The following is a 25225-nucleotide window of genomic DNA, read 5'->3' as shown; positions in this document are numbered from 1 at the left end:
GTCGATGTCTCTGGCAGAGCGGCGAGTTCGGCATCAAGACCGTCAAGTGCGGTGGTCTGCACGGGCGTTCCCCTGTGAGTTGCTGATGTTGGCGAGTTCGAGGAGGGGGCGCCGCTGAAGTTCGCGCGGCGCCCCCTCTGTTGGGCTGGATCAGCTGGTGGGAGCGGTCCAGGTGCCGATCACGAAGCTCTCCGGGCGGGGGATTTCGAGCGCGACCCGCTCATCCGCTCGGAACGTAACCAGGCCCTTCTCGACGTTCTCGCCGTTCTCGGTGCTGACCGTGACGGAGACGGACTCCCGGTCGTGGAGCTGGGCGCCGAGGCCGAAGGCGCCCACGAGGAACTGCTCGTCGGCCATGGCGGTCGTCTCGACGACGTCCAGCCTCCAGACACGCTTGGTCGCGCCGACCGCGATCTGGAGGGCGACGCGGAAGGCGCCCGTGTCGTCCTCCTCGACCTCGACGTGCTCCCACATCGTCGGAGACAGAACGATGCCTGTGGGGTCGTACTCGGCGAGCAGAGCCTTCGTGATGCTGCGGCGGATCTGGACGCTGTACTTGTCGGTCGCGAGCCCTCGGTACTGCTGGACCCCGGGGGTGTTGAAGATGCCCGTGAGGGACTGGCCGTCACCGACGGAGTGCAGGAGGTCCCAGTCCTCCTGATACTTCACACCCTCAACCATTCGAGAGTTAATGAATGTCTTCAGTCGCGGCTCGTCAGAGAGAATATTCTTATGCGCATCGAGTAGATGGGCAATCTCACTGATCGGGTACATGACAGGCACTAGGGCCAGCTTCGATCGCGGTGCGCGGCCCCAGGTGTCGGTGTCCGCGCCGGTCGCCGGGCTGGAGCCGTCGGCGCCGTAACGTTCCTTCACCTGCTTGGCGTTGTTGGTCCACCCGGTCTCGCGGGCGCCGTAGAGCACGGACTGCTTGGTGGAGCTCTTCGGGAAGAGGTCCCGAATGTGCATCTTGCGGTACTCGCGCTCGGCGATCCCGAGGTTCTGCGCGGAACCGAGCGTCTGGTGCGTGACGGTGCCGCCAGACAGACTGAAGATCGACTTCCCCTCCATCTCCGCCCTCACGTACGGGCGGTCACGGAAGCCGGCCTGGGCCGCGTTCTTGTACGCGTCGCTCTCGACGAACAGGTCACCGAGGCTCTTGCCCTCCATGCCGCCGTGCGCTGGCTGCTTGCCGTAGAACTGCCCGGCGGAGGAAGGGCCGTCGGGCTCGGCGAGGTACTGCTTCACCTCGCTCATGCCCGCCGCGTCGGCGAGGAGCTGCTTGAGCTCCATCGCCTCGTTGGAGATCTTCTTGAAGGCCGCGGCCTGCTCGGTCGAGACGACGAAGCCGCCGTTGTCTTCGACCTTGAAGGTGTGGCTGATTCGTTCGGCCTCCGCCGACTTCTCGGCGAGCTGCTGGCGGAGGTTGTTGATCAGGGACTTGCTCTCAGCCATCTCGGCTGTCTCTCCACGTGCTGGGGGGCGGTTGACGTGCGTCGCTCGCCCGGCCAGCACCGGGACGACCCGACAACGCCGGGCATTGGAGAGAGTGGAGGCCCTTAACGTCGTGCTGAACGGGTCTGACCTGGGGAAATGCCTTCCGTGAGGGGGCGTGGAGCTGGATCGCGCTATAGCTGGATCGCAGCTAGGCGCGCCTTCACCTCTGTCGCGTCGAGATGAACGGTGTCGCTGGTCTCTTCGGCCTCTTCCCCGGCGTGGTCGCCGTCCTCGGGATCGTCGTCTTCGTCGACATCGTGAGGTTCGTCGTACGGGTCGTCCCACAGATCGATGCCGTTGCCGGCCACCGCAGCCGGGCCGCTGGCGGGGTCCGGCTCCCCGTCCTCGTCGTTCTCGTCGTCCTCGGTGGCGAGGTCGAGACCCTTGGCGGACAGGGCGCTGAGGAGGTTGCTCACCGACGCTCGTACGGGCTCCAGTTGCTCATTGCCCTCCGCGGCCTGGACGCGGGAGGTCGCTTCCGCGAGCGCGCGCAGGGTGGGGCGAACGACGAGGTTGTCAGCCGTCTCGACGCCGTCGGCAGGGCGGACCGATCCCTCGTCGGGAATGACCACGGTGGCCAACTCGACGGGCTGGGGCGTTTCGAGGGCTATCTCCGTTCCGGACACGCTGTAGGGGACGGCGTAGGTTCGAGCGCCCGAATCACCCTGGTGGACGGAGACGATGGCCCGGTCCGGGTAGGTCGCCTCGGCGCAGCACCAGATGCCGTCCTCGGAGGCGAGCAGGCCGTGGATGGCAGAGCTGACCCGCTCGCGGATGTCCTCGTAGGAGGCGGGAAGAGGCTGGAGAGGCGACACGGGAACTCCTTTGGGGATAAGGGACTTGGCGTCGAGGACTGCGGCACGGGCGCTCGCGCGGGCCCAGGGGGGCGCGGCCAGGGCCTGGCGGACGGCCTGGTGCGCGGACTTCTCCTCCGCTGGGGCCGGAGAGGGGAGGCGTGGCTCTGTCACTGCCGGCCCGGCGTGAGCATCGGACATGAGAGGGCCGTGCAGGCGGATGGGAGTCGAGTCCGGTCCTCGTACGACGTGGACGGTGTCGAAGGAGACCGGGATGGACGGCGTGGGTGCGGTGTCCAGCGGCAGGTCGTATCCGAGGGTGATGTGCGGCATGAAGCCGTGGTCGACGTTCAGCGAGGACGCGAGCGGGGACAACTCGATCGCGTCCACGATCCGCTGCCGCAGCGACGCCAACCCCGGAACGTCGACCGGCACGAAGACTGGCTCGCCGTGGCCCGTGTCCGGGAACCGGCCGATCCCCCCGATCTTCCCCTCCACGGGGCTCGCGCCCCGAAGGGCTGTGGCCACGAGGTCGGCGAGGTCGTCGGGGTGGCCGGGAAGCTGCTCGGCGTCGCCGAGGTAGGCCAGCGTGATGTGCAGGTCCCGTGCGGAGGTGCCGTCCGGCTGGGCGATCCTGCCCGCGATCTCGCCCGGCACGTACAGCGCCACCATCGCACCGCGACCGACCTGCCGCTCGGCGGCCTTGAAGTCGACGTGCCCGCCCGCTGTGGTCTTGTGCTCCAACTCCGAGGCACCACCATCGGCCTTGACCTCCAAGGACCGGGTCATCGGGTGCGCACCATGAAGGACGGGGGAGACCTCGTAGAGGTCGAGCTTGTGGATCACCCGAACCCCGTCCGAACGCTTCGTCGCGCCGCTCGGGGGCACGCGGTACCCGATGCTGAACTGGGCCTCACCGTGCTCGTGCCACTGACGGACCTGCTCGTAGACATCGCGGCCCCGCTGGGTCCTCAAGTTGAACTGGATGGTCGCGACCAGTGCCCCGGCCTCCGCCGGCCAGTTCGGTATCGAGGCGAACCGCGCATCACCCGGTCGCCACTCGGCGATCTCCAGAACCACGCCGATGGGGTCCGTCCACGCGTGGTGCCAGACCGTTTTCACAGGTCTGGTCGCCAGGGTGTGAGCGAACGCACCCGGAACGATCAAGTCGGCGACCTCGTCGACGACTCCGGTCACGGCGAAGATGGCTCGGCAGATGCCCTTACGTGACGCAGGCGCGCGGGGCGCGGACGCGGTCGGCACAGTGGTGTTCCTTCAGCGGCTGGACGAATGGCCGCCGCGGACCGTGCAGTGCCGGCCTGGCTACTGTCCTGTGGTGCGCCACCGCCCCGATCCGGTCGGCAGCTCCCCCGTGGAGAGCTTCGCCCTCAGCAGAACGAGTCATGTCCCGAGGCTCTGTCCACAAAAATCTTGCGCATGTCTCGAAGTCGCGCGCCACGGCAGAAGGTGCGAATCAACCGCCGCCCGCAGGATGATTTTACTGAGCGCGTGACGCAAGCCGCAGCTAAGCAGACAGTGAAAGATCAACGCCTGAACTTGAGGATCGCCGCCCTGGTAGCGATCCTCTCGGTGCCATCTCTCCTCATTAGCCTTGGCGGCCTTTATTTGCAGAAACAGAACGAAGATGAATCAGGAACAAAAGAGGCTGCGCGCATTAACTGGAGCCTGAAAACGGCACCCGACAACATCACAGTGACCGGCATCGCGATTGAGAACCGAAGCCTCAACCCTGCATCTGACGTCACCCTGATCAACAGGGACGGGAATGGAGGTGAGGTGCATCGCTATGTCTTCGACTATATACCGCCATGCACGCGGAAAACGTACACCTTTCCCAAAGGTTCGACCGAGGTGGTCGAAGAGTTCGACAGACCGGGTTGGGTGAGCCTCTACTTCGTGGACAGTCTCGGCAAGGCTTGGGTAAACGATGGCTACGTCCCCGAGGAGGCCAATCACGATTTCGCGGCTGACGACGGAAAGAATGTAATCGAGAAATTCAAGATCAGGTACAGGTCAGACGAACTGGACGCTTGCGGTTGATTCGAAATCAAGGGGTGAAATGCCGATGTGCCCCGGGATTCCGTCGGAGCGAACCCGCGACCTGTACGCATCGATCGACGAACGCCTACTCGGCATTGTCGCTAGGCAGTTCGCCGGTGGCCTCTCGACGCCCAAAAATGGGTTGGATGACCGCAAGCTCGTCGACGTCCAACCAGTCCTCACAGCCGCTCGGCGAACTCGGCACCTGCGTCGCGTGCGGCCGATGGGACGCGCTTCATGGCAGCCGGGTAGTCCTCGGATGTGCGAGCCCGCCTACGGAGCCGCTTCGGAGTCCGGCTCAGGGATGGCGGCTTCGGCGGCGGTCCGGGCTTCGGACCATCCACGGCACCAGTACCAGGCGCCGAACTGCTGCTCGGCGTCGGCACTGCGGGCGTCGTAGGGACAGGCGTCGCCCGGGTCTCCCTGTGCGAACGCGTCCTTCCCCTCCTGCATCAGGTTCCAGGCGATCTGGCGGTTGAGCTGCACTGCTGAGGGCTCCTATCTCGTCGGCGGGAACAAGGGGTCCTGGCCGCCATGCTCGTCCGGCGGCCCGGCGGTGGCCTGACTGTGAGTGCGGGTCATCGGAGCGTCGTCGACATCGATGGCCCACGTGTTTGGATCTGTGTAGCGCCACACCTGGCCAGTCTCGTCCCTGACCCACCCCGTCAGTGTGCCGTCCGGAGCCTGATCGAGCCACGCCTCCTCGCCGCCTGGGCCCTTGTACGCGGCGAAGGCATCGGCGGGGTTCGTCTCGTCTCCCTCATCGTACGGATCGCCCGACCAGGGGCGCGCGTCGCTCTCGGGAACGGCGGCGGCATTACCGTCCGTCGACGAGGAGCCGCGATCGTCCGGCTCGGGTTCGGTCTCGTCGAGCGGCGGCTCCTCGACTGCCTCCGTGCCGCCCTCCACACTCGATGACAAAGCATTCGGCTCGGACACGGCGGGCTCGGCTGACGCTGGCGCGCCGTCCTCGGGCCGCGGGCCGTTTTCCAGCTCAGGGGTGTCGTCCTGGTCCTCCTCGTCGCCGAACGGCTTGCCGCTCTTGGGGAGAGCCTTGATTGCGAATCCGTATCTGATCACGCCGGGCAGGGTGAGGACGGCAGACCCCTAGTGTCCTGCGCTCACCGGGGACCTCCTTACGGCGTGGAGTCGAGCACGGTGGTGTGCCGCCCGAGGACGGCGCGCACCGCCTGGACGTCGTCCCCGGCGACGGTGCGCTGGGGCCCGGCGGGGGAGAGCAGGATCGGCTTGCCCGCGTGCAGCTCGACGAGAGCAGCCGCGCGCACGGAGCCGATCACCGGCCGCTCCGAGTCTCCGGTGACCCGCACCTGGTAGGCGGAGCCGTCTTCAAAGCGACCGGTGACCAACATCTTTACCTCTCCTATCGGGTGGCCAGCAGACCGAGGAGGAAGGCCCGCAGGTCGTCGTCCTCGTACCAGTCCCCGGTGAACATGGCCTGCATCGAGCGAGCGAGGGTGTCACCCGTCGTCCTCTGCGTCTGCTGCTGGGCCAGGAGGCGGCTGAGCCCCGAGGAGTTGCGGACACGGGCGCCCGGGCGGCCCGAGTGCGTCCGCGTGAACCAGTACATCTGCGCCGCCATTTCCAGGTCCGGGATGTGCGTGACCAGGTGCTGTCCCAGAGCGTGTGCGGCTGTGCCGTTGCCCTCGTCCCCGAGGTCAGCGACCGTGGCGCGGCCGACGCCCGGCTCGTACCTGCCGGCGTCTCCGCTGGTCGCGGTCAGACGGCGCACACCCGGCGTGCCCAGCCAGTCCCGAGGAAGGAGCCGCTGCACCCTGCGGACGGCGCGCTCGGCATCAGGAACGGTGTCGGGGCCGAATACGAACCCCGCGCTGCCCTCAGGGCCGAGAGCCCGGATGCCGGCCAGCGCCCCGGCGACCGCCTCGGGAACGGCTGCGGCGTACTGGCGCCGCAAGCCCTCCCACTCGCGCCGTGCGATGGCGACCTCCATACGCGCGGCAGCGATCTCGACCTCGACGTCGGGGGCCAGCGCCGTGGTCCGGGCAGCCTGAAGGTTGAGCAGACGACGCTCCGCGGCCGTCAGGTAGTCGTCCGCGTGCTGGAGCGTGCTGTGCGGGTCGTCGCCGAAGTCGTCGCCCAGCAGGGAGGACAGGCGGCGGGTCACGTCCCGGTCGACGTCAGCGCCAGCGGCACGTACGGCGGCGAGGTGCCGCAGGGCGGCGAGGCCCGGCCCGTTGTCGGAAGCCCGGTCGAGCTCGGAGCGGCGGCCGGTGGCGCGGCCGGGCAGGCGACCGCCGGCAAGCTGCGCCCACGTCGTCGGCTTCCACCACGACGTACTGTGCTCCCTGTGGCCGAACTGACCGGGTTCCGGGAGCAAGTTGGCCCACTGGAACACTCGGGAGGCCAGCGAGTCACCCTCGACGTCCGGCAGATCCAGCGCGGCATGAAGGCGGGCCAGACGCCGGGACTCGGGCCAGTCCCGTACGCGGGTCACCATGCGGTTCAGGAAGGCCCGCAGGCGGGACAAGCGGTCACGGCTGTTGCGCCACAGCTCGGCGATCTTGCGGGCCGTGGCCTTCACCAGCTCGACGAGCCGACGGCCCAGGCGCCAGAGCAGTCCCATGACCTGGGCGAGGAGTCCCGGCTGCTTCGCGGCATCCGGGGCGGTACGGCGGACGATCCGCTCTGCCGTCGCCTGCCTGCCGTTGTCGAGCTGACGCGTCAGGTACGCGGCCAGCGCATCGAGATCTGCCGGATCAACGCCGCCGTCCTGAAGGTGCCGGAGCAGCGACGCCACGGCGTCATCGGCGTGCCCCGTCACCTCCGGCAACGCAGCGCCCCGGGCGCGGGTACCGGGCGCGGATGGGGCGCTGCGGGGCCTGACGGGGGCGGGCTCGTTGGGGACGGGGATGAGCCGAAGGAGTCCAGCGGCCCGCTGCGCCAGGTCCTCGTCAGGCTCACCGGGGAGGGGTTCGAGGTCGTTGATGGTGCGGAGCGCGGCGCGGACGGTCCGGTCGTGGGCCTTGTCCCGCGCACGGCGAAGGGCCTGCTGCGCTGACACACGGTCCCGGCCCGTGATCCCGGCGGCGTCCAGCGCGGCGCTGGCTTCTCGGCGGGCCTGCTCGCGGGCATCGCGAAGAGCGGCCGGTGTGAGCCGAAGCGCGATCTGCTCGCGCAGTGCGTGGATGCTCCCGGGCTGCTCCGTGCCGGCCACCGCCTCGTCGATGATGCGGAGGGCCACCATCCGGCCGTGCTCGGCGATGATCTGGCGGCGTACGGACGCCAGCGGGGGGTTCGGCTCGCGCGGAGTGGGGGTCTCGGGTGCTGTAGCGGCCGGGGTGGCGCTGACCTCGGCGCGGGCGGGCTCCGGCAACTGCCACACGGGCATGCTGGCGGGGACCATGCGACGCCTCCACTGCCGGTCCTCGTCCTCCAGCAGGAGACTCCGCATTGCGCCGGGCGCCTCCTCGACGTCGAGGACGCGGTAGGTGCGGACCTCGTTGTCATGACGCTCGTCGGGTATTGCGATGACATCGCCTTCGCCGACCTGGGCGGCTGTGGATGGACGGGGACGGCCGAGTCCTTCCGGAGCGTTGTCCGGGTCCAGGTGGTCAGCGGCGCGCAGCGCTGCCCGTCCGTCTCGGGTGGTGGAGTCGCCGTTGGCCCGGAGCTGGGCGGCAAGCGCACTGGCCTGGGTGTCCGTCACAGGCAGATTGGCTGCGATACGGGCGACGGCCTGCTGCGCGTCGGGGTCGTCCTCCGGCGCGGAGCCGTGGTCGGCGATCACGTCTCGATCTGCCGGCGTGAGGTCCGGATCGACGGTCGGACCGGCGACGGGGTCGAGGACGGCGGGCGGCTCATGCACGGTGAAGTCGCCCTGGGTCTCCGGCACGGTGTTGCCGAGCGCGGGGGTGCTGCCGTCGGGGCCTTCGGCCTTCGAGATGACGGTGGCGGCGTCCATCTCGATACCGCCGAGCTCGCCCGTCGCGATGTCGACGTAGTCGAGGGTGACCCGGTCGCCTTCCCGGGCCGCGTCCCGGACTTCCACCGTGATCAGGGCGCCGTCGAGGTCGAGGACGATGACGTCGCCCTTGGCGGTGTCCCCACCCGTGTGAGGGGTGACGCTGGTGACCGGCGCCTCTTGCGGGGTCTCGTCACGGACTTCGCGGACCACGCTCAGGCGGGATGCGTCGCGGGTGACCGTGCCGTCAGCGGTGGTGACCGTGATGCGGTCTCCATCGGCCTCGTCGACGGGACCGAGGAGCACGCCGTCGTCAGCGACGAGGTGGCCCGGACGAATCCGCTGGCCGGTGGAGGTCCAGCCAGCGGGGCGGTGGTCGTCCGTGCCGTCAGCGGTCAGGGACGTCGGCGCGACGCCCGTGTCTGTGTCGCCGTCAGACCACCGGACATTGGCGGTGGTATCGGTGACGCCCGTGACCATGCCGTCGCGTCCGTCAGTGCCGGTGACGTGGCTGCCAGGGAAGAGACCCGCCCCGGTGGAGTCAGTGGCGATACGGTCCGGCAGATCACCGGTAGCGACCTCGCCCTGGGCGCCGCTCACTGAGGTACCCGGCGCGGACGACTCGGACGCCTCGGCGCGGGCGGCCGTGGCAGTGAGCGGCGTGTAGACGGAACTGCGGGCGCCGGTACGGGCGTCCGGGGACTCGCCGATCCGGATGCGCCACATCTCCTCGGTGCGGCCCCGGCGGGTCACGGCGACCCGCTCCGGATAGTCGAGCACGTATCCGGCGAGCGTGGTGGCACGACCGCGCCGGGTGGTGCCGTCGACACGAGCCATGTCGCCCGGGGCCAGGTGGTCGATGCTGGCCCAATGAGCGCGCTGGCCACCGACCGGCTCCGGCTCGGCGCTCGGCTCAGCTCGGGCCTCCGAGTCCTCGGACTCGCCAGGCTCTGCCACGGGCTCCGCGGCGGGCCCGGCTTCTGGAGCCCGCGTCCGGCCCCCGGACTCGTCGTCCTGCCGGGTACGCGCGTCCTGGTCGCCGTCCTCGCGCGCCGCCCCGGGCAGAGGCCCCCGATCCTGCCTGCGGCTCGTGCTGCCGCTGGACGCGGTGGGCTGCTCGCCGATGCTGCTGGAAGGGGCGACGGAGTCCGTCGGCGACGTGCCTGTGGCCTCGTGGGGGAGACCCGTGCTGCTCAGGGCAGAGCCAGAGTGCTCGGGGCCGTCGGGGGCACCCTCCGCCTCATCGTGGTCCTCGGGGGGCAAGCTCTCACGGAGCCAGGAAGCGAAGAGGGCGCGTCGCTCCAGATCCTTGAGCACGTCGCGGTTCTGCTCCTTGGCCGGCAGCTTGGACAGGACCTCCCCCAGCCATTCGAATTCGCCCTTCGCGTGATCGATGTCCTGGCGCAGGTCGCCGCTGATGAGCTCGCTGGAGCGGAAGCTCGCGACGACCTGGACGACCCCCTCGTAACGCTCGCGTACCGCAGGGTCCTTGGCGAGCCGGGCGGGCAGCTCCGGAAGCTCCGGGTAGTGCCCTGCAAGATCCATCCTGACGGTTGCCCAGATGTCCTCGTCCGGGGAGGTGGCGCTGACCGGAGTACGCAGAGCCCGTACGACGAGCGCAGCGACGGCCAAGTCCCTGGACGCGGTGCGGGTGATGCCACCGTCACCAAGGACGAGGGAGGGGCTGCTGTCCCAGGTGGAATCCTTCGCCGCGCTCCCGCCGACGAGGCGGACGTGACCAACCCTGCGGCCATCCATCCACACCGAGAACACGCCGTCGCCGCCGCCCTTGTGTATCTGGGTGCGCTCAACGAAGGCACGGACCTGCTCGGGGCCGCCGAAGCGCGCGGCGCCTTCCTCCTCGCTCTCCTGGCCCGGAGCAGCCGACGCCAAGCTGACGCCGTCGACATCGGCCTGGGTGCCGGCGTCAGCTTCGGGCGTGCGCGGCTCCTCGACCGGAGCAGGGCTGGACGGAGCCGACGAGGTTCCGGAGACGGGGCTCGCGTTGCGCTGCTGCTCCTCGTACTGCTCCCGCTCGATCTTCTCGTGGGCGCGCCGTTGGGCCTTGAAGGCGTTGTACGTGACGCGGCCTCCGTTGGCGTCGTACCAGTCGACCAGCTCCTCGCTCGCATAGTCGCGCCAGCGGCCGAACCGGGAGAGCGAACCCCCGGAGAACAGGTCGCGCTCGTTCACGCGCGGCAGACGACGGCTGTTCTTACTGAAGAAGTAACCGTTGGTGGCCTCGATCGCCGCCTGATAGCGCGCCTCGTCCCAGTCCGCGAACTCCTGCTGCATCCGCTCCTCGCGCGTCAGCGGACGGCGAGCGGCGTCGGCGCCCGCGAACCCGAGCGCCGCGTCCATCGCCTCACCGCGGCGCCGCACCTCGTCGGCGTCGGCGGCGGGGGTCTCGGGGAGGGCTTCGCGGACACGCTGGTCGGCGTCGTCGCGGCGGTCCATCTCCGCGATGACGCGCTGCTGGTCGGCCGGGGACAGGCCCGTTCGCCATGCGTCGGCGAGATCTTCATCGGTCCAGCCGTTCAGGTCCTCCGGCAGCGTGATCAGGGGCTTGTCCAGTCCGGCTTCCTGCTCGTCGCCGTCCTGAAACAGGTCGCGCAGGTGCCGCAGTGCCGCCGGCAGAGTCCGCCCGTCGCGGTCGCTCCACCCGGCGATGGCGCTCGCCGTGAGCGGCTGGTGCCAGTCGATCTGCTGCCCGCCAGCACCGGCAAGGATCTCGAAGAGGTCTGCGAGGTCCCGAGCGTCGTCCGCAGTTCGAGCGGTGAGGGTAGTCCCTCCAAACCGGCCGCCGTTGCGCGCCTGTGCGAAGTGCCAGCGTCGCATCCCGTCGGGCGAGGTGCTGTCAGTCCAGGTGACGATCCCTCCCCCTGAAGAGAGTGTCAGCGTGGGGTTGTCGGCGAGCTGGGCGAGGAAGGTCCGGCGTTCCGGGGTGCTCTCCTCGGAGGTCAGGCCCGCGCCGCGCCGCCATGATTCGCGCAGGCCCTGCACGTCGCGAGGCCCTCTGCGGGGGGACGACCTGTCGTGAGCCTCGCCGCCATGACGGCGGGTGTCCGAGTCGGCATCGGGCAGATGAGGGAGGCCCGGAAGCCCAGGCATGCCCGGTCCGCTGGGGCCCCGGCCGTTGGACCTGCGGTTCCTGCGGCGCCGACGCCGGCGTCGCTGGGCGTGCTCCTCACTGTGCTCATCGGCGGGGTCCTTGCCGTCCCCGTCACCCTCGTTGGCATTCTCTTCGCTGTCGTCGCCGTCCTCCTCGGTCTGGTCGGTGTCCGGCTGCGGGGGGCCGCCGGAGCCAGCGAATGGGGCACCATCCGGGGAGGCCCCGTCGGCGTCACCGTCACGGCGGCGTTCGTCCCGTCGTTCGCTCTCGTCGCTCTCGTCGCTCTCGTCGCTCTCGTCGCTCTCGGGGGTGCTGGGGTCGCTGATCTCGGTGTCGATCGGATCGCCGGAGGCGTCGCGGTCGCCCTGGTCCTGCCCCTCGGCGTCGTCGATCTCCTCGTCCGGGTAGCGGAGCTGGAGTTCGGCATCGCGGTTGTAGAAGTGCTCCTCACCGTCCCCCGTCACGATGCGGACCCGGCCACGGCCGGTGCGCTTCGGCGGTTCGGCCACCGTGTGCGTACGGCCGTCCGCGTCCGTGTACCGGTCGCTCTCGGCCAGGTCTTCCGGAGCGCGCATCTGCACGGGGCGTAGACGGCTCGTGTCTCGGCCCTCGTGGTCGGCGAACATGTCCGGCGTGCCGTACACATCGTCGGGCTGGTCGAGCGGGTTGTTCGGGTCGGCGGCGGTCGGCTCCTGCGGCGCGGGAGCTGCGACGTCGAAGAGGCCCCCGTCATAGACGGCGTCGGGGACGGGCTTCTTGGGCTCCGACTTCGGGGTGCGTCCTGCCCTGCGGTCGTTCTCCGCCTCCAGGACGGCCATGCGCGTGCGGTCGGCGCCGGTCAGCTCGCCTTCCAGCATCTCCCGTTCCATCAGGGAGACGATCTCGTCGGCGATCTCCTGCTCGCTCATCGAGGACGGCGCGCGGTCGCCTGAGGGGCGGATGGCTACGAGCTGCTGCTCGACATCGTCGCGGTCGAGCGTGACCGTGCCGTCGCGGTCCTCGGTCTCGGCGTCCGGTACGGCCGGGTCAGGAGCGGGGTTCTGGCGGGCGCTGGTCAGTTCCTCCGGCCGGAACGTCTCGCGGCTGGGGCCGTTGGAGACGTTCACGGAGCCGTCGGCGTTCTCGCTGCTGACGTACCACCCCTGGCCGTCGGGGTCGGTGACGGGCTCGTCGAACCGGAAGCGGTCCGCGATGAGGTCGCTGCCCGCTGCTGCCGGGGGTTCCTTCGGGGCGCCTTCCGCTAGGGGGCGCGGGGATTCCCCGTCCGGAGAGGAGTCGATGTCTCCGGCCGAGTCTCCGGTGCCGGCCAACGGCTCGATGGCATCGTTCTCGTCGGTGCGGATCGCGTCGAGGACTTGAGCGACCTCGTCGGCCGGAAGCCGTACCTCCTCCTGCTCCCGGTCGCGGGGGCGCTCCGGGCGCTCGGGCTCGGGGAACTTCCTGTCGAACTCCTCCAGGGTCAGGACGGCAGAGCCGACCGCCCCCTGAAGGGGTACCCGGGCCGTGCGACGTTCCTCGACGATCTCGCGCCGCTGGGCCTTGGTGAGCTTCTTGTCGAAGTCGTCCTCGTCGATCTCCGGCAGCTTGTCGAGGTCAGCGATCCGTCCCACGATGTCGTCGAGCAGGTTGGCGCGGGCACGGGCGTGCTCGATCTGCGGACTGAGATCGGCAGCGCTCTGCGCGGACTGGAGCAGGGCTATCTGCTCGTCGAGTTCCGGCAGCCGCCGCCGGTCGGCCTCTTGGAGGGCCGGGGCCTTCTCCAACGCGTTGGTGAGCCGGGTGATCATGCCCGATCCCGCGCCGCGCTTCTTCAGGTCGTCCGGGGTGCGCTCGAAGCTGGAACGGGCCAGGTCGGGGAAGCCGACGTGGGCGACGAGCTTCCCGTCCGCGCGTCGTTCCGTGCGCACGGCGACGTCCAGGCCGCCGAGCCGGCTGACGGTCTTCCACGGGCTCACGCCGTCGTGGGTGTGGTCCAGGAGTTGGGTGGTCACCTGCCGGTGCAGGGCCGCCGACGCGTCGGCGCGCTCCGAGTAGGGCATGCCTCCGATGGCCATGGTGAAGGCGCATCGTACGTCGCGGATTCGGGGCAGCGCCGTCTCGCGGCGGGTGATGCCGGCCCGGGTATCGGCGGTCTCCTGCTCCAGATCCGCCAGTGCCTCGGCGCGCCGAACGCGTTCGGCGGCCTCGTTGTGCTGGTCGATCTCCAGGTCACGCAGCTGACGGCGGGCCTTCATGAGCTGGCTCATGTAGGGACTGCCGCCGATCTCCGCTTCCATCGTTTCGTAGTCGGGGTAGTCGACGTCGAGTTCGGTGACGGTGTCGCGGGTGTCGTTGTCGGCCATCTCGGGGCGCTGGATGTCGACCAGCCCCTCGGCCTTGGAGGCGACGAATCCAGCCTTCCAGCCGTCGAGGCTGCCCTTGGTCGCGAAGATGTCGACCTCGACCTCGTCGTTCTGGTTGCCGTAGCGCAGGATGCGGCCGTTGCGCTGTTCCATCTGCGCGGCGCCCCAGTCCAGGTCCACGTGAGTGAGGGAGATCATGCGGTTCTGCGCGTTCATGCCGGTGCCGGCGACGCTGCTGGAGCCGATGAGGACGGAGACCTCACCGTCCCGCGCTCGGCGGAAGAGCTCGGCCAGGTGCTCGGGCTTGCCGGACTTCTTGGCGTCCTGGACGAAGGCGATCTTGTCGGCGGGTATGCCGCCCTCGACCATGAGCCGCTTCAGCTCGGCGTACGCATCGAAGTCACCACGGTTGTTGCCGCCCGGGACGCCCTCGTTGAGGAAGATCATCTGGAGGGCGCCGGGGACCGGGTGGTCCTCCGTGCTGCCGTAGTGGGTCTTGTAGACCCGGTCCTTGTGCTGGTGGTAGCGCTCGACGTGGCGGGCGGCGACGGTGGCGAGCTTCTTGCCGGCCGGGGCCTTGGCGTCGACGAGCCGCGGGTCCAGGGCGACGGACGTGCCCTCGTTGGACACGGCGAGCATGTTGTCCTCGGAGCGGTCGACCTCGCCGTTGTGGATCGCGCGGCCACGGGCGACCAGCTTCTTCAGCCGGGCGGTCTGGTCCTTTGTGGGGTCGACCATGACCAGATTCGGCTGCCTACCCTTGATCTTGGGCCGGGGAATGCCGACGTCGTCGGCGCGCTTGGTGTCCGCGACCAGGCCCCACATGGTCTTCATGGCACGCCGGTTGTGGAACTCGCTGAACCGCTCCACGACCCGCAGGCCCGAGCCGTCGGGCGCGTTCTCGATACGGAGGGTCTTGCGGCCGAAGGTGGCAGCCCACAGGTCGGGGGCACCGGCCTTGTAGGAGTCGAGGACCCAGGGGGCGGCCAGGGCGAGCATCGTGTACTGCTCGGTGATCGAGTTCGACAGCGGCGTGCCGGTGGCCAGGGTGACGGTGGCGCGGCCGGTGCGACGCCGGTGTAGGTCGGTCAGCTTCTGGTGCAGGTCGACGCCGCGGATGGACGCGGGGTCGCCGCCGCCCTCGCGGGAGCGGAAGCCGACGCCCTTGTACCGGTGGGCCTCGTCGACGACGGCGTAGTCGAACCCGAGGTCGTCCCAGTACGTGGCGCCGGGGGTGCGCATGGGCGCGGCGTTCTTGCTGATCTTGTTCTGGACCGTCGCGATGCGCTGTTCGATCTTGGCGACGATGAACGGGTGGTTCGGGTTGTCGGCGTCCTCGTACTGCCGGTCGAGCTGTTCGCGCAGTGCCTCCAGCTCGCGGAACTCGTAGTCCTCCTGCGCCTCCGGGCTCATCTTGATCGACCCGAAAGCGGGCTCGGTGAAGATGACCAGGTCTGGCTTATTGGCGCGGAGCCACTCCAGGGTGCTGTCGCGGCGGCCGTCGGCGAGGTCGGCCGACGTGATCAGGTGGACCTCGGCATTGGGGTAGAGGTAGCGGGCCTCGTCGTACCACTGCTGTGCGAGGTGGTCGGGGACGACGGCGAACGGCTTCTCGATCTGGCCAGAGCCCTTGAGGGCCTGGGTGCCCATGACGAGGGTGGACGTCTTGCCGAGACCGACTTCGTGGGCGAGGATCACCGACCGCTCGAACTGCATGCGGGCGGCACCGCTCAGCTGCCAGGCGTGCGGGTCGCGGTCCGGGGTGAAGCCGTCCAGGGACGGGCTCATGCCGTCGTACGAACGGACGACGTGTCCGTTCATGATCGTGTTGTAGGAGTTGGTCAAGCGGGTGAGGCGGTCAGCGTTAGCCGTGGCGTACTTCGCGAACTCCGACCGCATCTGGTCGGCCTTCTGCCGCACCAGGCGTGACGTTTCTTCGTCGACGTCCCGCCGCTTGTCGTCGCGGTAGATCGTCAGCGAGCCGTGGCCGAGGATCGCGCGGGCGATGTCGACCGCACCCTTGCCCTTGGTCCCCTTCTCCTCGTCGGCCGCGACGCCGTGCAGGATGTTCTGGGCCTTCGGGACCTTGCCCGTGTAGAGCATCCAGCCGTAGCGGTCGTCGTGGGCGACGCGAAGCGTCTTGTCGCCCAGGTACTCGCGCAGGAACCCCTGAAGCAGCTCGGGCGGCGTCCAGTGCGCGCCCATTTCGGGCGTGAACTCGCCGATCGTGCGGTCCGTGGGCTGGACGGCTTCGAGCGCGGCGACGTTGACCTGGAACGCCGGATCGCGGTCGGCGGCGCGGCGGGCGTCGGCGAGCTTGTCGCGGACCGGGCCGGACAGGTAGGCGCCGGCCAGCTCAAGGCGGCCTGTGGTCGGGTCGGTGAACACCTCGGCGCCAAGGGCCCGCACGGCGTCCTGCGGAGTGGTGTTCAGCAGGCGGGCGATCTCGCCGAGGTCGACCTCGCCGGTGGCGGCAACGACCGCGGACAGGGCGGTCTTCGGGTCGTCGGTCTGGTCGAGCGGCTGTCGGCGGGCGGCGGCCCGCTCGGTGAAGACGCGGGAGAGGACGGGTTCCTGCTTGTCGGCGTCCCAGCGCTCCAGCGCGAGGACGGAACCGGCGTCGGGGTCGGAGCGGAAGTAGCCCCAGGCGGTCGGGGTGCGCTCCTTCGTGCCGTCCTCTCGGACGCCGGTCTTCATGCTGCGGAACTGGCCCGGCTTGGACAGCGGTCCGTACTGCTGTACGTACGAGGTGTGAAGGTCACGGAGCTGGGCGCGCAGCTTCTCGGCCCGCTTGTCTTCCTCCCGCTTGCGGTCCAGGAGACGCAGTTCGGCGGCGATGTCGCGGAGCTGCATCAGGGCCTGGAGCTGGTCGGCCCGGCCGTCGGACGGCGCGACCGCGACGGCGTTTCCGCCGTTGATGTGCTGGTAGAGCTGTCCGTCGTCGCCTTCGTAGAGGCGGCCGGTCCAGTCGTTGGCGTGCTTCTCGCGGGCGGTCTGAAGGTGTACGGGAAGGCGGTTGTCGCCGTCGGGGTGCGGCTCGTAGCCGCGGCCGTCCGCCTTGGCCTTCTCGGCGATGTCGCGGAGGGCGTCGCGAAGCTGGTCGGCCGCCTTGCCCGGGTCGCCCTTGACGGTCAGACGCGGGCCGTACGGCGACGACTCGGTGGTGAGGTCGCCGAGGATGTGCTCGGGGTGCTGGGTGAAGTAGTCGTTGACGTGCTCGCGGGTGCTTCCGACCTTCCGCTCGGGCGCGTTCAGCCAGGAGTCATCACCCGGCTCCTCGCCGTCGGCACGGCGGCGTAGGACGAGGACGTCGGCGACCACGCTGGTGCCGGCGTCGCTGAAGACTCCGGACGGCAGGCGGACGGCGCCGATGAGGTCGCCGTACTTCGCGATCTGCTTGCGGGCCTTGTCGCCCTTGGAGTCCAGGGTGTGGCGTGAGGTGATGAGGAGCGTGACGCCGCCGGGGCGGGTCAGCGCGAGTTCCTTGGTGACGAAGCCGTTGTGCAGGGACTCGGACGGGTAGCGCTTGTCTCCGAAGGGGACAGCGGCGAAGGGGACGTTGCCGATGGATGCGTCGAAGGTGCCGGCCGGGGCGTCCGTCTCGGCGAAGTTCTCGTTAAGGACGTTGACGTCGGGGTAGATCGCCTTCGCGATCCGTGCCGTGGTCGGATCGAGTTCGACGCCCGTGAGACGGGCGTCCTTTGGGGAGGCACCGAAGAACGTGCCCGGACCGGATCCCGCCTCCAGGACGTCGCCGCGCTCGAACCCGAGGGCCTTGAGGCCGTCCCACATGGCCTCGGCGATGCTCTGAGGCGTGTAGTGCATGGACAGTGTGCCGCGCCGAGCCTGCTGCCACTCCAGTGGCGTCAGCTCGTTGGAGAGCATCGCCCGCAGGTCGGTGTACTCGGCCCAACGGGCGTGGTCCTGTGAGAACTTCCCGAAGCGCGCACCGCCCTGCTGGTAGCGCGGCTCCTTCTCGTTCGGCTCCGACGCGAACATGATCGGAACCGAGCCCCAGCCACTCCAGCGGGCGAGGGTGCGCTGCTCCTTCTCGGTGGCCGGATGCTTCTCCCGCTCGAGCCGCTTCAGGACCCGGATCGCCTCGACGTTCGCGGCGGCACGCTGAACGGGCCCGCGGGTCGCTGCGTCGGCCGGGTCCGGCCGGAACCGGCCTACATGTCGTAGATCTCGTCCTTCATCGCCAGCAGATCCCGCATCTCCGGCGTGAGCGTCGGCTGCTCCTCGGTCTCCGGCTCGGGCTCGGGCAGCAGATCCCGCAGCACCATCTCGGTCGCGCTCGCCCTGATCTGCTTGAGCTGACCCGCCCTCTGCTCGTACTCCGTCGCCGCCGGCACGGTCTTCTCCAGCGCCTCCTCGGCCGTCAGGATCGCCGTCTCGATCTCCCTGCCCTTGCTCAGGAAGAACCGCTCCGGGTCGGCCATCTGCGCCAGCTCCCTGGGCAGGTACTTCGTCCAGTGATCCCTGGCCACCTGGCTGTAGATGCTCATCCTCAGCCCCCTCATCCGTGCTCAGCGCGGCGCGCAGGGCTGCCTGCTGCGCCTCGATCTCCTCGCGGGAGATGACCTTGCGGTCGTCGTCCCCGCCATCCTTTCGTACATCCGTGCGCGCGGCGTCGATGCCGTGCATCGCCGCGTTGATCGCGGCCAGGCGCGTCCGGGCCTTGGAGCGGTCCGACGAGTCGAGCTCGCGGTCGCTGGCCCGCAGCATCATCTCCCGGGACAGGTCCTCGGTAACCCGCTGGAACTCGGCGAGCAGACCCTCAGGGATCTCCAGGACCGCGCCCTTGCCGATCTTCCCCGTGATCGGATTCATGCGGTCCGACCAGCCGTAGCCGTGCCCCTTGAACTTGCCGTAGAGGGTCTGGCGCTCCTTGGTCGCCGACGGGAAGGAGTCCGCACGCCGGGAGGACTGGTACAGCTCGAAGAACATCTTCGGCACCCACACCTGATGGGTCCGGCCGTAGAGGCGGACCGGTTCGGTGTTGGGATCGGTGCCGTAGTTCTCGACGAGCGCGGCCAGGGCCTCGATCATGCTCGGGAAGGAGCCCAGCCCGCCTCCGTACCGGTCGGTCTTCGCATTCCAACCGGCCTTGGGGCCGCCCGACCAGGTGGATCCGGTGGCGTGGTACGAGACCTCGCCGTACGAGTTGCCGTCGACTCGGACCGAGATGTTGTAGCTCGCGTTCAGCGGATCGTCACGGGTCTCGGCGCGCCGTACGGTCTCCTCGTGGCCCTTCATGGCGCGACGGTTCTGTTCGTCGAAGACGGCCTTCCGTCGCTCCTCCAGGGCCTCACGCTCCGCGCCCGACGTCAGATGGCGTGCCTTGTGCAGCTCGCGGAACTCCTTGACGAGGTCGCCGTCTTCGAGGGCAGCGGGTTCGGGACGGCCTCGGTAGACGTTGGCCGTCCGGTTCTGGCGCTCCTCGTACAGGGCGGTGTGGCGAGCGGCGACGATCTTGTTCTGCTCGTCGCTCAGGTGCCGCAGCCGTGACGGGTGCTTGGTGAACTCCTCGTTCAGCTCGTCGTCGTCGAGGTCCTGAACCGGCGGGCGCTGCTCGATCTGACGGAGCCGCCGGGTCTGCTGCTCGACCTGTGCTTCGCCGAGCCGGGACGAGATCTCGTTCCACAGGTCTCGCTCGGGAGCGAGGTCGTCCTCCTCGTGCATCGAACCGCTGGGTTCGTGTGCGCGCTTCAGCCGGTCGAGGTCCTGGACGTGCGAGGTGAGGGCGTCGTCGTCAAGGTCCTGCGGTGCCGCGACGGACGAGATCCGCTCGGTGGAACGGCGACGGCGGTCCGCGTACAGGGCTCGCTCGTCGTCGTTGAGCTTGTCGCCACGACGGGAGCCGTAAGTGCCGCGCTCGCGCTCGGAGTTGCTGATCGCCTGGGCGAGGTCGACGTCGCTGAGGGCGGTGGCCCGCTCCTGCGGGGTCTTCTGCTCGCCTTCCTCGGTGATGGTGCGGCGACGTTCCAGCTCTGCCTCCGCCCTGCGCAGGGAGTTGAGGGCCTGCTGCTTGGAGCGGGGGCTCCTTGCCGCCTGGGCATGGATCTGGAGGTTGTCGCGGCTTCCGCGCAGGTCCGCCTCGGACATGGCGCGCAGCCGCTTCGTCTCCTCATCGAGCGGCTGGGACGTGTCGGAAGAGCCGGTAGCGCTGGTCGTCTCGTCAATGACGCGGACGTTGCGGCCCTGGCGGACGAAGGCGGCGAGGATGTCGGCAGCCTTGCGGTCGCGGGTCTCCGGCTTCCATTGGGTGCCGGTGACGCGCGCCTTCTGCACTGGGGACCAGGCGAGCTTGCCGGCCGCGTTGACGGCGCGGTCATCGGTCGGGTCGTCCTTGACGGTGCCGCGCACGGCGGCAATGCGCTTGGTCTTGTGGATGGTCCATGCGAGGTGGACGCGGTCAGCCTGGGACGGGTCGGTGGCGGCCAGGTGGTGGCGGGCGATGATCTGGTCGGCGATGTTGAGGTGCCCGCCAATGGGGAGCCGTACGCCGTCGACGGTCGCGTGCCGGTCGCTGTATCCGCCCTCGACGGACGCGATCCGGCTGCCGTCGGGGCCGTACACGGTGAGCGGACCGGGGTTCCAGGGCGTTGCCCAGTAGCCGGGCACACCGTCGACGGGCTCGGCCTCCGCGGGCACGCCTTCCGGTCGGCCGCCGGCCTCGGGCGTCTGCTCGGGCTCGGGGGCCGGCTGCTCCTGCTCTGGCTGCTCGTCGTCCGGGCTCGGCTCGACCTCGGTGGTTCCGGCCTCGGAGACGTGGTTCTCGCCGCTGTTGTCCGGTGTCGGGGACGGCTCAGCGGGCTGCTCGACCTTGGCGTCCGGATTCGGCTGGTCGCCGAACGGCGGGCGCCGCAGCGTCTCGGCGAGCCGGTCGGTGGCGATGCTGTGCTTGGGCGGGTGCTCCCGGTCCCACAGGGCGCGGGCGGCCGTCCACTCCTGGTGGTAGTCGCGGCCCTTGTCCGACCGCCACGTGCCCCGGTAGTCGGCGAAGGCGGGGTCGGAGAAGTCGAGCGGCTTGCCGTCCGTGTCCTTCAGCGTGTCGACGATGTGGTCGGCGAAGCCCTTCGCGTCCGCCTGCTTGTCGAACCCCCAGCCCATCTGCTGGCCGGTGCCGGTCGCGTGCAGGTACCAGTCGCCGTCCACACGGCGGGTGACGAACTGGCCGTCGCCGACGAGCTTGAGGCGCTGTTCCTTGACCAGCTCGTCGAGAGCACGGACATCAGCGCGGTCCTGCTCGCTTCCCGAGGCCCACAGATGCGTGGCCCGCCGGGCCCAGTTCTCCCGAGCCTGCTGGAGGGTGGTGAAACGGCCTCGGGGCTGAGCGGTCTGCCGTGCCGGCTTAGGACGCTGGGCAGGGCCCTCCTTGTCGCGTGAGGCATGGAAGTCGCCCACCGCACGGCGGATGGCCTGCTCCGCGCCCTCGCCCTTTGTGGAGCGCCACCCCTGGATCCAGTTCCCGATCTTCGGGTCGGAGAAGTCGATGGGCTGGTTGAACTCACCCGGCATGACGCGGCCGTTGCGCACGGTCTCGTGAATGGAGTCGGCTGCGGCCTCAGCCTCGTTTCGGCTCGCGAAGTCGCCGACGTCGAGGTAGCCGCCGGTGCCGGTGGCCGTCAGATACCAGCGCCCATTGGCGTCGTCGCGGGTGGTGACCAGGCCGCCGGTCGGCGTGACCTGCAAGTCCTCGTCACCGGCAAGGCGCCGCAAAGCTGCCGAGTTGGTGCCGGGCTGCTCGGCCAGGTCGAGGAAGTGACGGCGCACGGCGGCCGTGTCCGCGAAGCGGCTGCCGGGCAGAGCCTGCCGATTCGACAGGGCGTCCGTGTCGACGTCGTGGGAGCCGTCCTCCGGCTCGTCCTGGTCGTCGTCCTCAGGAGCGTCGCCCTCGTCGTCGCCGATCGCGTTGCCTTCGTCGTCGACGTCGTGCGGGGCGTCGGGCGTGTCCGGGTCACCGAGGTCGTCGCGGGACAGCCCGAGGCCGCGGCGATCATCCCCGTCCCGGCGAGCGTCCTCCTCCTCGACCTTCTTCTGGTTCGCAGTGGGCGCGGAGCCGTCGGGACGCGCCACCATGGTGATCCACCTGGCGCTCGTGCTGTGCCGCCGTCCCGTGTACGTGCCGTCGGCTGCGCGGTCCTGGACGAGGACACGGTCGCGGGGCAGGGCGCGTACGACGCGGGCGAGGTTGCCCGACCACAACCGCGCGACGCCGCCGGTCTCGATGAACCTGCCCTTCGAGTCCCGAGGGTGGAGGGCAGGGTTCCACGGCCGTCGTACGGACTTGGCCTCAAGGGTGCGACTCAGGTCGGTCGGGGCGGTGCGCATCAGCATGCGCGGACGATGCAGAGCGCGACGGCCTAGCGTCGCGGCCTGCCTGTCCGGCGGGGGCGGCGACGCTCTACCGAGACGGGCTTACATCGTCTCGGTAAGGATGTGCACTGCGAACCAGACGGAGAATCCGGTCCACCCGACAGCGAACACTGCCCGCCCGGCCTTGGAGGTACGGGTGTGGAAGAGGGCACGGACGGTCTCGCTCAGGGTGTCGCCTTCGCGCCGGTTGACCAGCGCGATGGTCTCGGCGACGGCGAACATGCACGTCCAGACGAACCAGACGGCGGGCCAGATCACGGGGTCTCCTTCGGAGCAGGGCCGGTGCGGTACCGCAGTCGGCAGCGGCAGTTGGCGGTGAGGTCGGCGGGGGCGAATGGGTCGCTGGGGTACCGCAGGCGGACGTGGTCCACCTCGAACGCGGTGCCGGCAGGCAGGGTGATGCCGTCGAGCTGCTGGTGCTGCGGCCGTACGCGGGCGTCGCGCCTCGTCACCCAGGTACGCAGCACCGACGGCCCGATGCCCTCGGCGGCAGCGTCAGCGGCTCCGTTTACGGTGGTCACCGCACAGGACTCGGCGATGTGGCTGATGAACGGCGCGGCGCGGTCCGCGAAGAACCTGTTGGTCACCTCGTCGAGATCGGTGAGGGTCGTCGTCTCGTTCTGGGCGGCATCCAGGGCTTCAGCCAGATCCGCCAGAAGGGCGAGGACGGCGCGTCCGGCCACGGCAACCGCGGTGAGAGCAGCGGCAGCAGCACCGGCGGGCACGCTGGCAGTGCCCGTGAGGTGCGTGGTCACCTTCTGGGAGGTGGACGACGCCGTCTGCTGAAGGACCGGAGCGAGGGTGGAGGCCACCTCCTCCTCCCAGCGGGCAGCACCGACGACGCGCTGGCCGCCGATCGCCGCCGTCCCCCCGCGCAGATCGGTGTCCCCGTCCGGGGTCCAATACCTGGTGTGCTTGCGCAGCTTCGGAGAGCGCAGCCGGGCGCGGATCACGCCCTCCTGGCGTGCCAGGAGCGCGGCGAGGACGGCCGTGACAGCTGAGGCCGCGGTGTCGAAGTCGGAGTCGGTGACCTCGAAGCCGCCGTCGGAGACGGACTTGCCCTCCAGCGGAGTACGCGCGGCCTCGATATCCGCCGCCGCGTCCCCCGAGCCCGCTGCGGTGTCAGTGGAGCGGGCTGCCTCCACGTCTGCTGCTGCCGCGCCGCCGACCGGATGCGGGCGCTTCTCGCGCGCGGCAACGACGTCAGAGGCGGCCGAGCCGGAGGCGGGCGCGGGCGCGGGCGCGGGCGCGGGCGCGTCCAGCATGTTCCTTGCCGCCGCCACGTCCTCGGCGGCTGACGACCCGGAAGTGCCGGTGGCCTCGGCGACGGCGTCAGCCGCCGACTCCGCCCCGGCGGACGACGGCAGGGCAGGCGGGCCTCCGGTCCCAGGCAGCCCTGGTGCTCCACCAGCCGTGGGGTCCTGCGCGACGCCGAGCGCGGCGGCGTCCGCCTCGTTCGCGGGCACGGGTGCCTTCTGGGGGCTGATCCACAGGGCCCGGGTGTGGGGCACGTTGAACGGCCGGCGACCAGCGACCTCCCGGTACTCGTCGGCCGTGATCAGACCGGCGTTCCACTCTTCGCGGGCCTCCGCCCGGCGCTGCCGCCTCGGGAACTCCAACGCCTGGACGCCGCTCGTGTCGAAGCGGATCGACCAGCCGTCATCGAGATCGAAGTCGAAGGCAGACGCGATCAACCCCAGGTGCGGCAGCTCGGTGTGCTGCCAGTAGTTCCACTCCTCGCGATCCGCGTTCGCGTACGTCCTCTCGGACGCGTTGCCGACGATGCTCTCCGGCACCCCGAAGGCGCTCAAGATCTCGTCCTTCGCCGCCTTGGCCAAGGACTCGTAGTTCATGTCCCGGGGCCGGGTGCTGGTGTCGACGTAGTTGAGGCCCCCCGGCCCGCTGCCGACAACCACGGTCTCGCCCGCCTGCTGCGCCCCTGGCGCGAGCCGCTGCTGGATCCGGTCGATCTCCCGCTGATCCAGCCCGTCGACGTCGATGGCCACGATCCCGCTGGGCCTCGCATCGTTGTCGATGAACGCGATGTTGTAGAGCCGGGCCTTGACGTCGAGATCGACGGACAGGCCGGCGGCTTCGAGCGGGGTGACGCCGCAATAAGGGTCGGTCGGGTGTGGGTCGCGCAACCAGACGACGCGACTGGGATCGAGCTCGCGGATTCTGCCGTCGTACGTCGTGAACTGGTAGTGGCTGAGGTAGTCGCCGCGGGGGTCAGGTATCGGCTCGACCCGGTTGGGCGGCAAGAGATCCAGCCGAGTGATCGTGCCCGCGCGCGAGCGGGTGATCTCGACGAACGCGCCCTTCTTCGAGAGAAGGAACTGTGCGGAGAGCCGCTTCTTGAACACCGCCGCCGTCTCCAGAGGGTTCGCCCGGACGTTCAGCACGCGCAGCAGTGGATGGTCCGTGAGGGTTTCGGCGAACTGCCGGTCGTCACCGCCGCGCCCGATCTCGATGCTGAGCGCCCCGGGATGCTTCGAGATCGCCTCGACGGCCTTGAAGGTCCAGACGCTCCGTTCGTAGCCCTCCTGGATGACCCGGTCCAGGTCCCATCCGGCCCCGCGGTTCTCCGCGCCCCACACCGTCGTCGTTCCGGCGTACGTCATCGACACGTACGACGAGCCGATCGCCGCCGACTTCTCCTCCACCTCCACCTGCGCCGGGCGAGGAGCGAGGAGGCGCCGGAGACCGGGCAGGAACTCGCGCGGCATCAGGCCCCCTCACTGGCCAGCCACGCCCCCACGGCCACGGCCGCCGCGCCGATCTCCACCCATGCGAGCGGCGGCAGGTACAGAAAGGCCGTCACGATGCCGGACAGCGACGTGACCCCAGTGAGCACCCAGGCCGCGAAACGCCCGCGTCGTCCACGAGTGCGCAGGACGAAGTAGCTCAGGGCGAGAGCTGCCGTCGTCGAGACGGTGCTGCCCAGGACGGGGTGGATGCGCCCGAGGGAGAACAGGACGAGCAGCGCGCCGATCGCGGCGAGGAGCAGGCCGACGGCTTCTCGTACGAGGCGATCTGTCGAGGAGGACTCAGGTGGTGTGCTCACGGCGCGCACCCTGAGCGGAAGGTGAGGCTACTG

General features: G+C 69.7%; 10 protein-coding genes. 1 reads left to right on the top strand and 9 read right to left on the bottom strand.

The window, feature by feature from the left end; genetic code table 11:
* Positions 1-150: 150 nt before the first annotated feature.
* Positions 151-1455: a phage major capsid protein gene (locus tag AB0E14_RS01455; RefSeq protein WP_362410082.1), complete on the bottom strand. Its 1305-nt coding sequence runs from the start codon at positions 1453-1455 to the stop codon at positions 151-153.
* Between the two features lie 173 nt (positions 1456-1628).
* Positions 1629-3488 carry a 2'-5' RNA ligase family protein gene (locus AB0E14_RS01450; protein WP_362410080.1) on the bottom strand — a complete coding sequence of 620 codons (1860 nt, stop codon included), beginning with the start codon at positions 3486-3488 and terminating at the stop codon, positions 1629-1631.
* A gap of 240 nt (positions 3489-3728) precedes the next feature.
* Between AB0E14_RS01450 and AB0E14_RS01445 the strand changes: the two genes are divergently transcribed.
* Positions 3729-4352 carry a hypothetical protein gene (locus AB0E14_RS01445; protein ID WP_362410078.1) on the top strand — a complete coding sequence of 208 codons (624 nt, stop codon included), beginning with the start codon at positions 3729-3731 and terminating at the stop codon, positions 4350-4352.
* Between the two features lie 273 nt (positions 4353-4625).
* On the opposite strand, the gene AB0E14_RS01440 is transcribed toward AB0E14_RS01445, so the two are convergent.
* The 7 genes from AB0E14_RS01440 to AB0E14_RS01410 all read right to left on the bottom strand — a co-directional run bounded on the left by AB0E14_RS01440 (position 4626) and on the right by AB0E14_RS01410 (position 25192).
* Complete coding sequence (locus AB0E14_RS01440; protein ID WP_362410076.1) at positions 4626-4838, bottom strand: hypothetical protein; 213 nt, start codon at positions 4836-4838, stop codon at positions 4626-4628.
* A 12-nt stretch (positions 4839-4850) separates the two neighbouring features.
* Positions 4851-5432 carry a hypothetical protein gene (locus tag AB0E14_RS01435; RefSeq protein WP_362410074.1) on the bottom strand — a complete coding sequence of 194 codons (582 nt, stop codon included), beginning with the start codon at positions 5430-5432 and terminating at the stop codon, positions 4851-4853.
* Between the two features lie 56 nt (positions 5433-5488).
* A complete protein-coding gene (locus AB0E14_RS01430) occupies positions 5489-5722 on the bottom strand; it encodes a hypothetical protein (RefSeq protein ID WP_362410072.1) in 234 nt (77 codons plus the stop codon).
* Between the two features lie 11 nt (positions 5723-5733).
* On the bottom strand, positions 5734-22089 hold the full coding sequence (locus AB0E14_RS01425; RefSeq protein ID WP_362410070.1) for a hypothetical protein: 16356 nt from the start codon (positions 22087-22089) through the stop codon (positions 5734-5736).
* Positions 22090-22170: 81 nt separating this feature from the next.
* Positions 22171-22386 carry a hypothetical protein gene (locus AB0E14_RS01420; protein ID WP_362410068.1) on the bottom strand — a complete coding sequence of 72 codons (216 nt, stop codon included), beginning with the start codon at positions 22384-22386 and terminating at the stop codon, positions 22171-22173.
* Positions 22383-24854: a phage portal protein gene (locus tag AB0E14_RS01415; RefSeq protein ID WP_362410066.1), complete on the bottom strand. Its 2472-nt coding sequence runs from the start codon at positions 24852-24854 to the stop codon at positions 22383-22385. The genes AB0E14_RS01420 and AB0E14_RS01415 overlap by 4 nt, the downstream gene beginning before the upstream one ends.
* The gene (locus AB0E14_RS01410) at positions 24854-25192 is read right to left on the bottom strand and encodes a hypothetical protein (protein WP_362410064.1); all 339 of its coding nucleotides are present in this window, start codon (positions 25190-25192) and stop codon (positions 24854-24856) included. The genes AB0E14_RS01415 and AB0E14_RS01410 overlap by 1 nt, the downstream gene beginning before the upstream one ends.
* Between the last annotated feature and the right edge of the window lie 33 nt (positions 25193-25225).

This window comes from Streptomyces sp. NPDC047981 (genome assembly GCF_040653315.1).
Taxonomy (GTDB): Bacteria; Actinomycetota; Actinomycetes; order Streptomycetales; family Streptomycetaceae; genus Streptomyces.
Note: the sequence above shows the minus strand (reverse complement) of the source record. Positions and strands in the feature narration are given on the sequence as shown.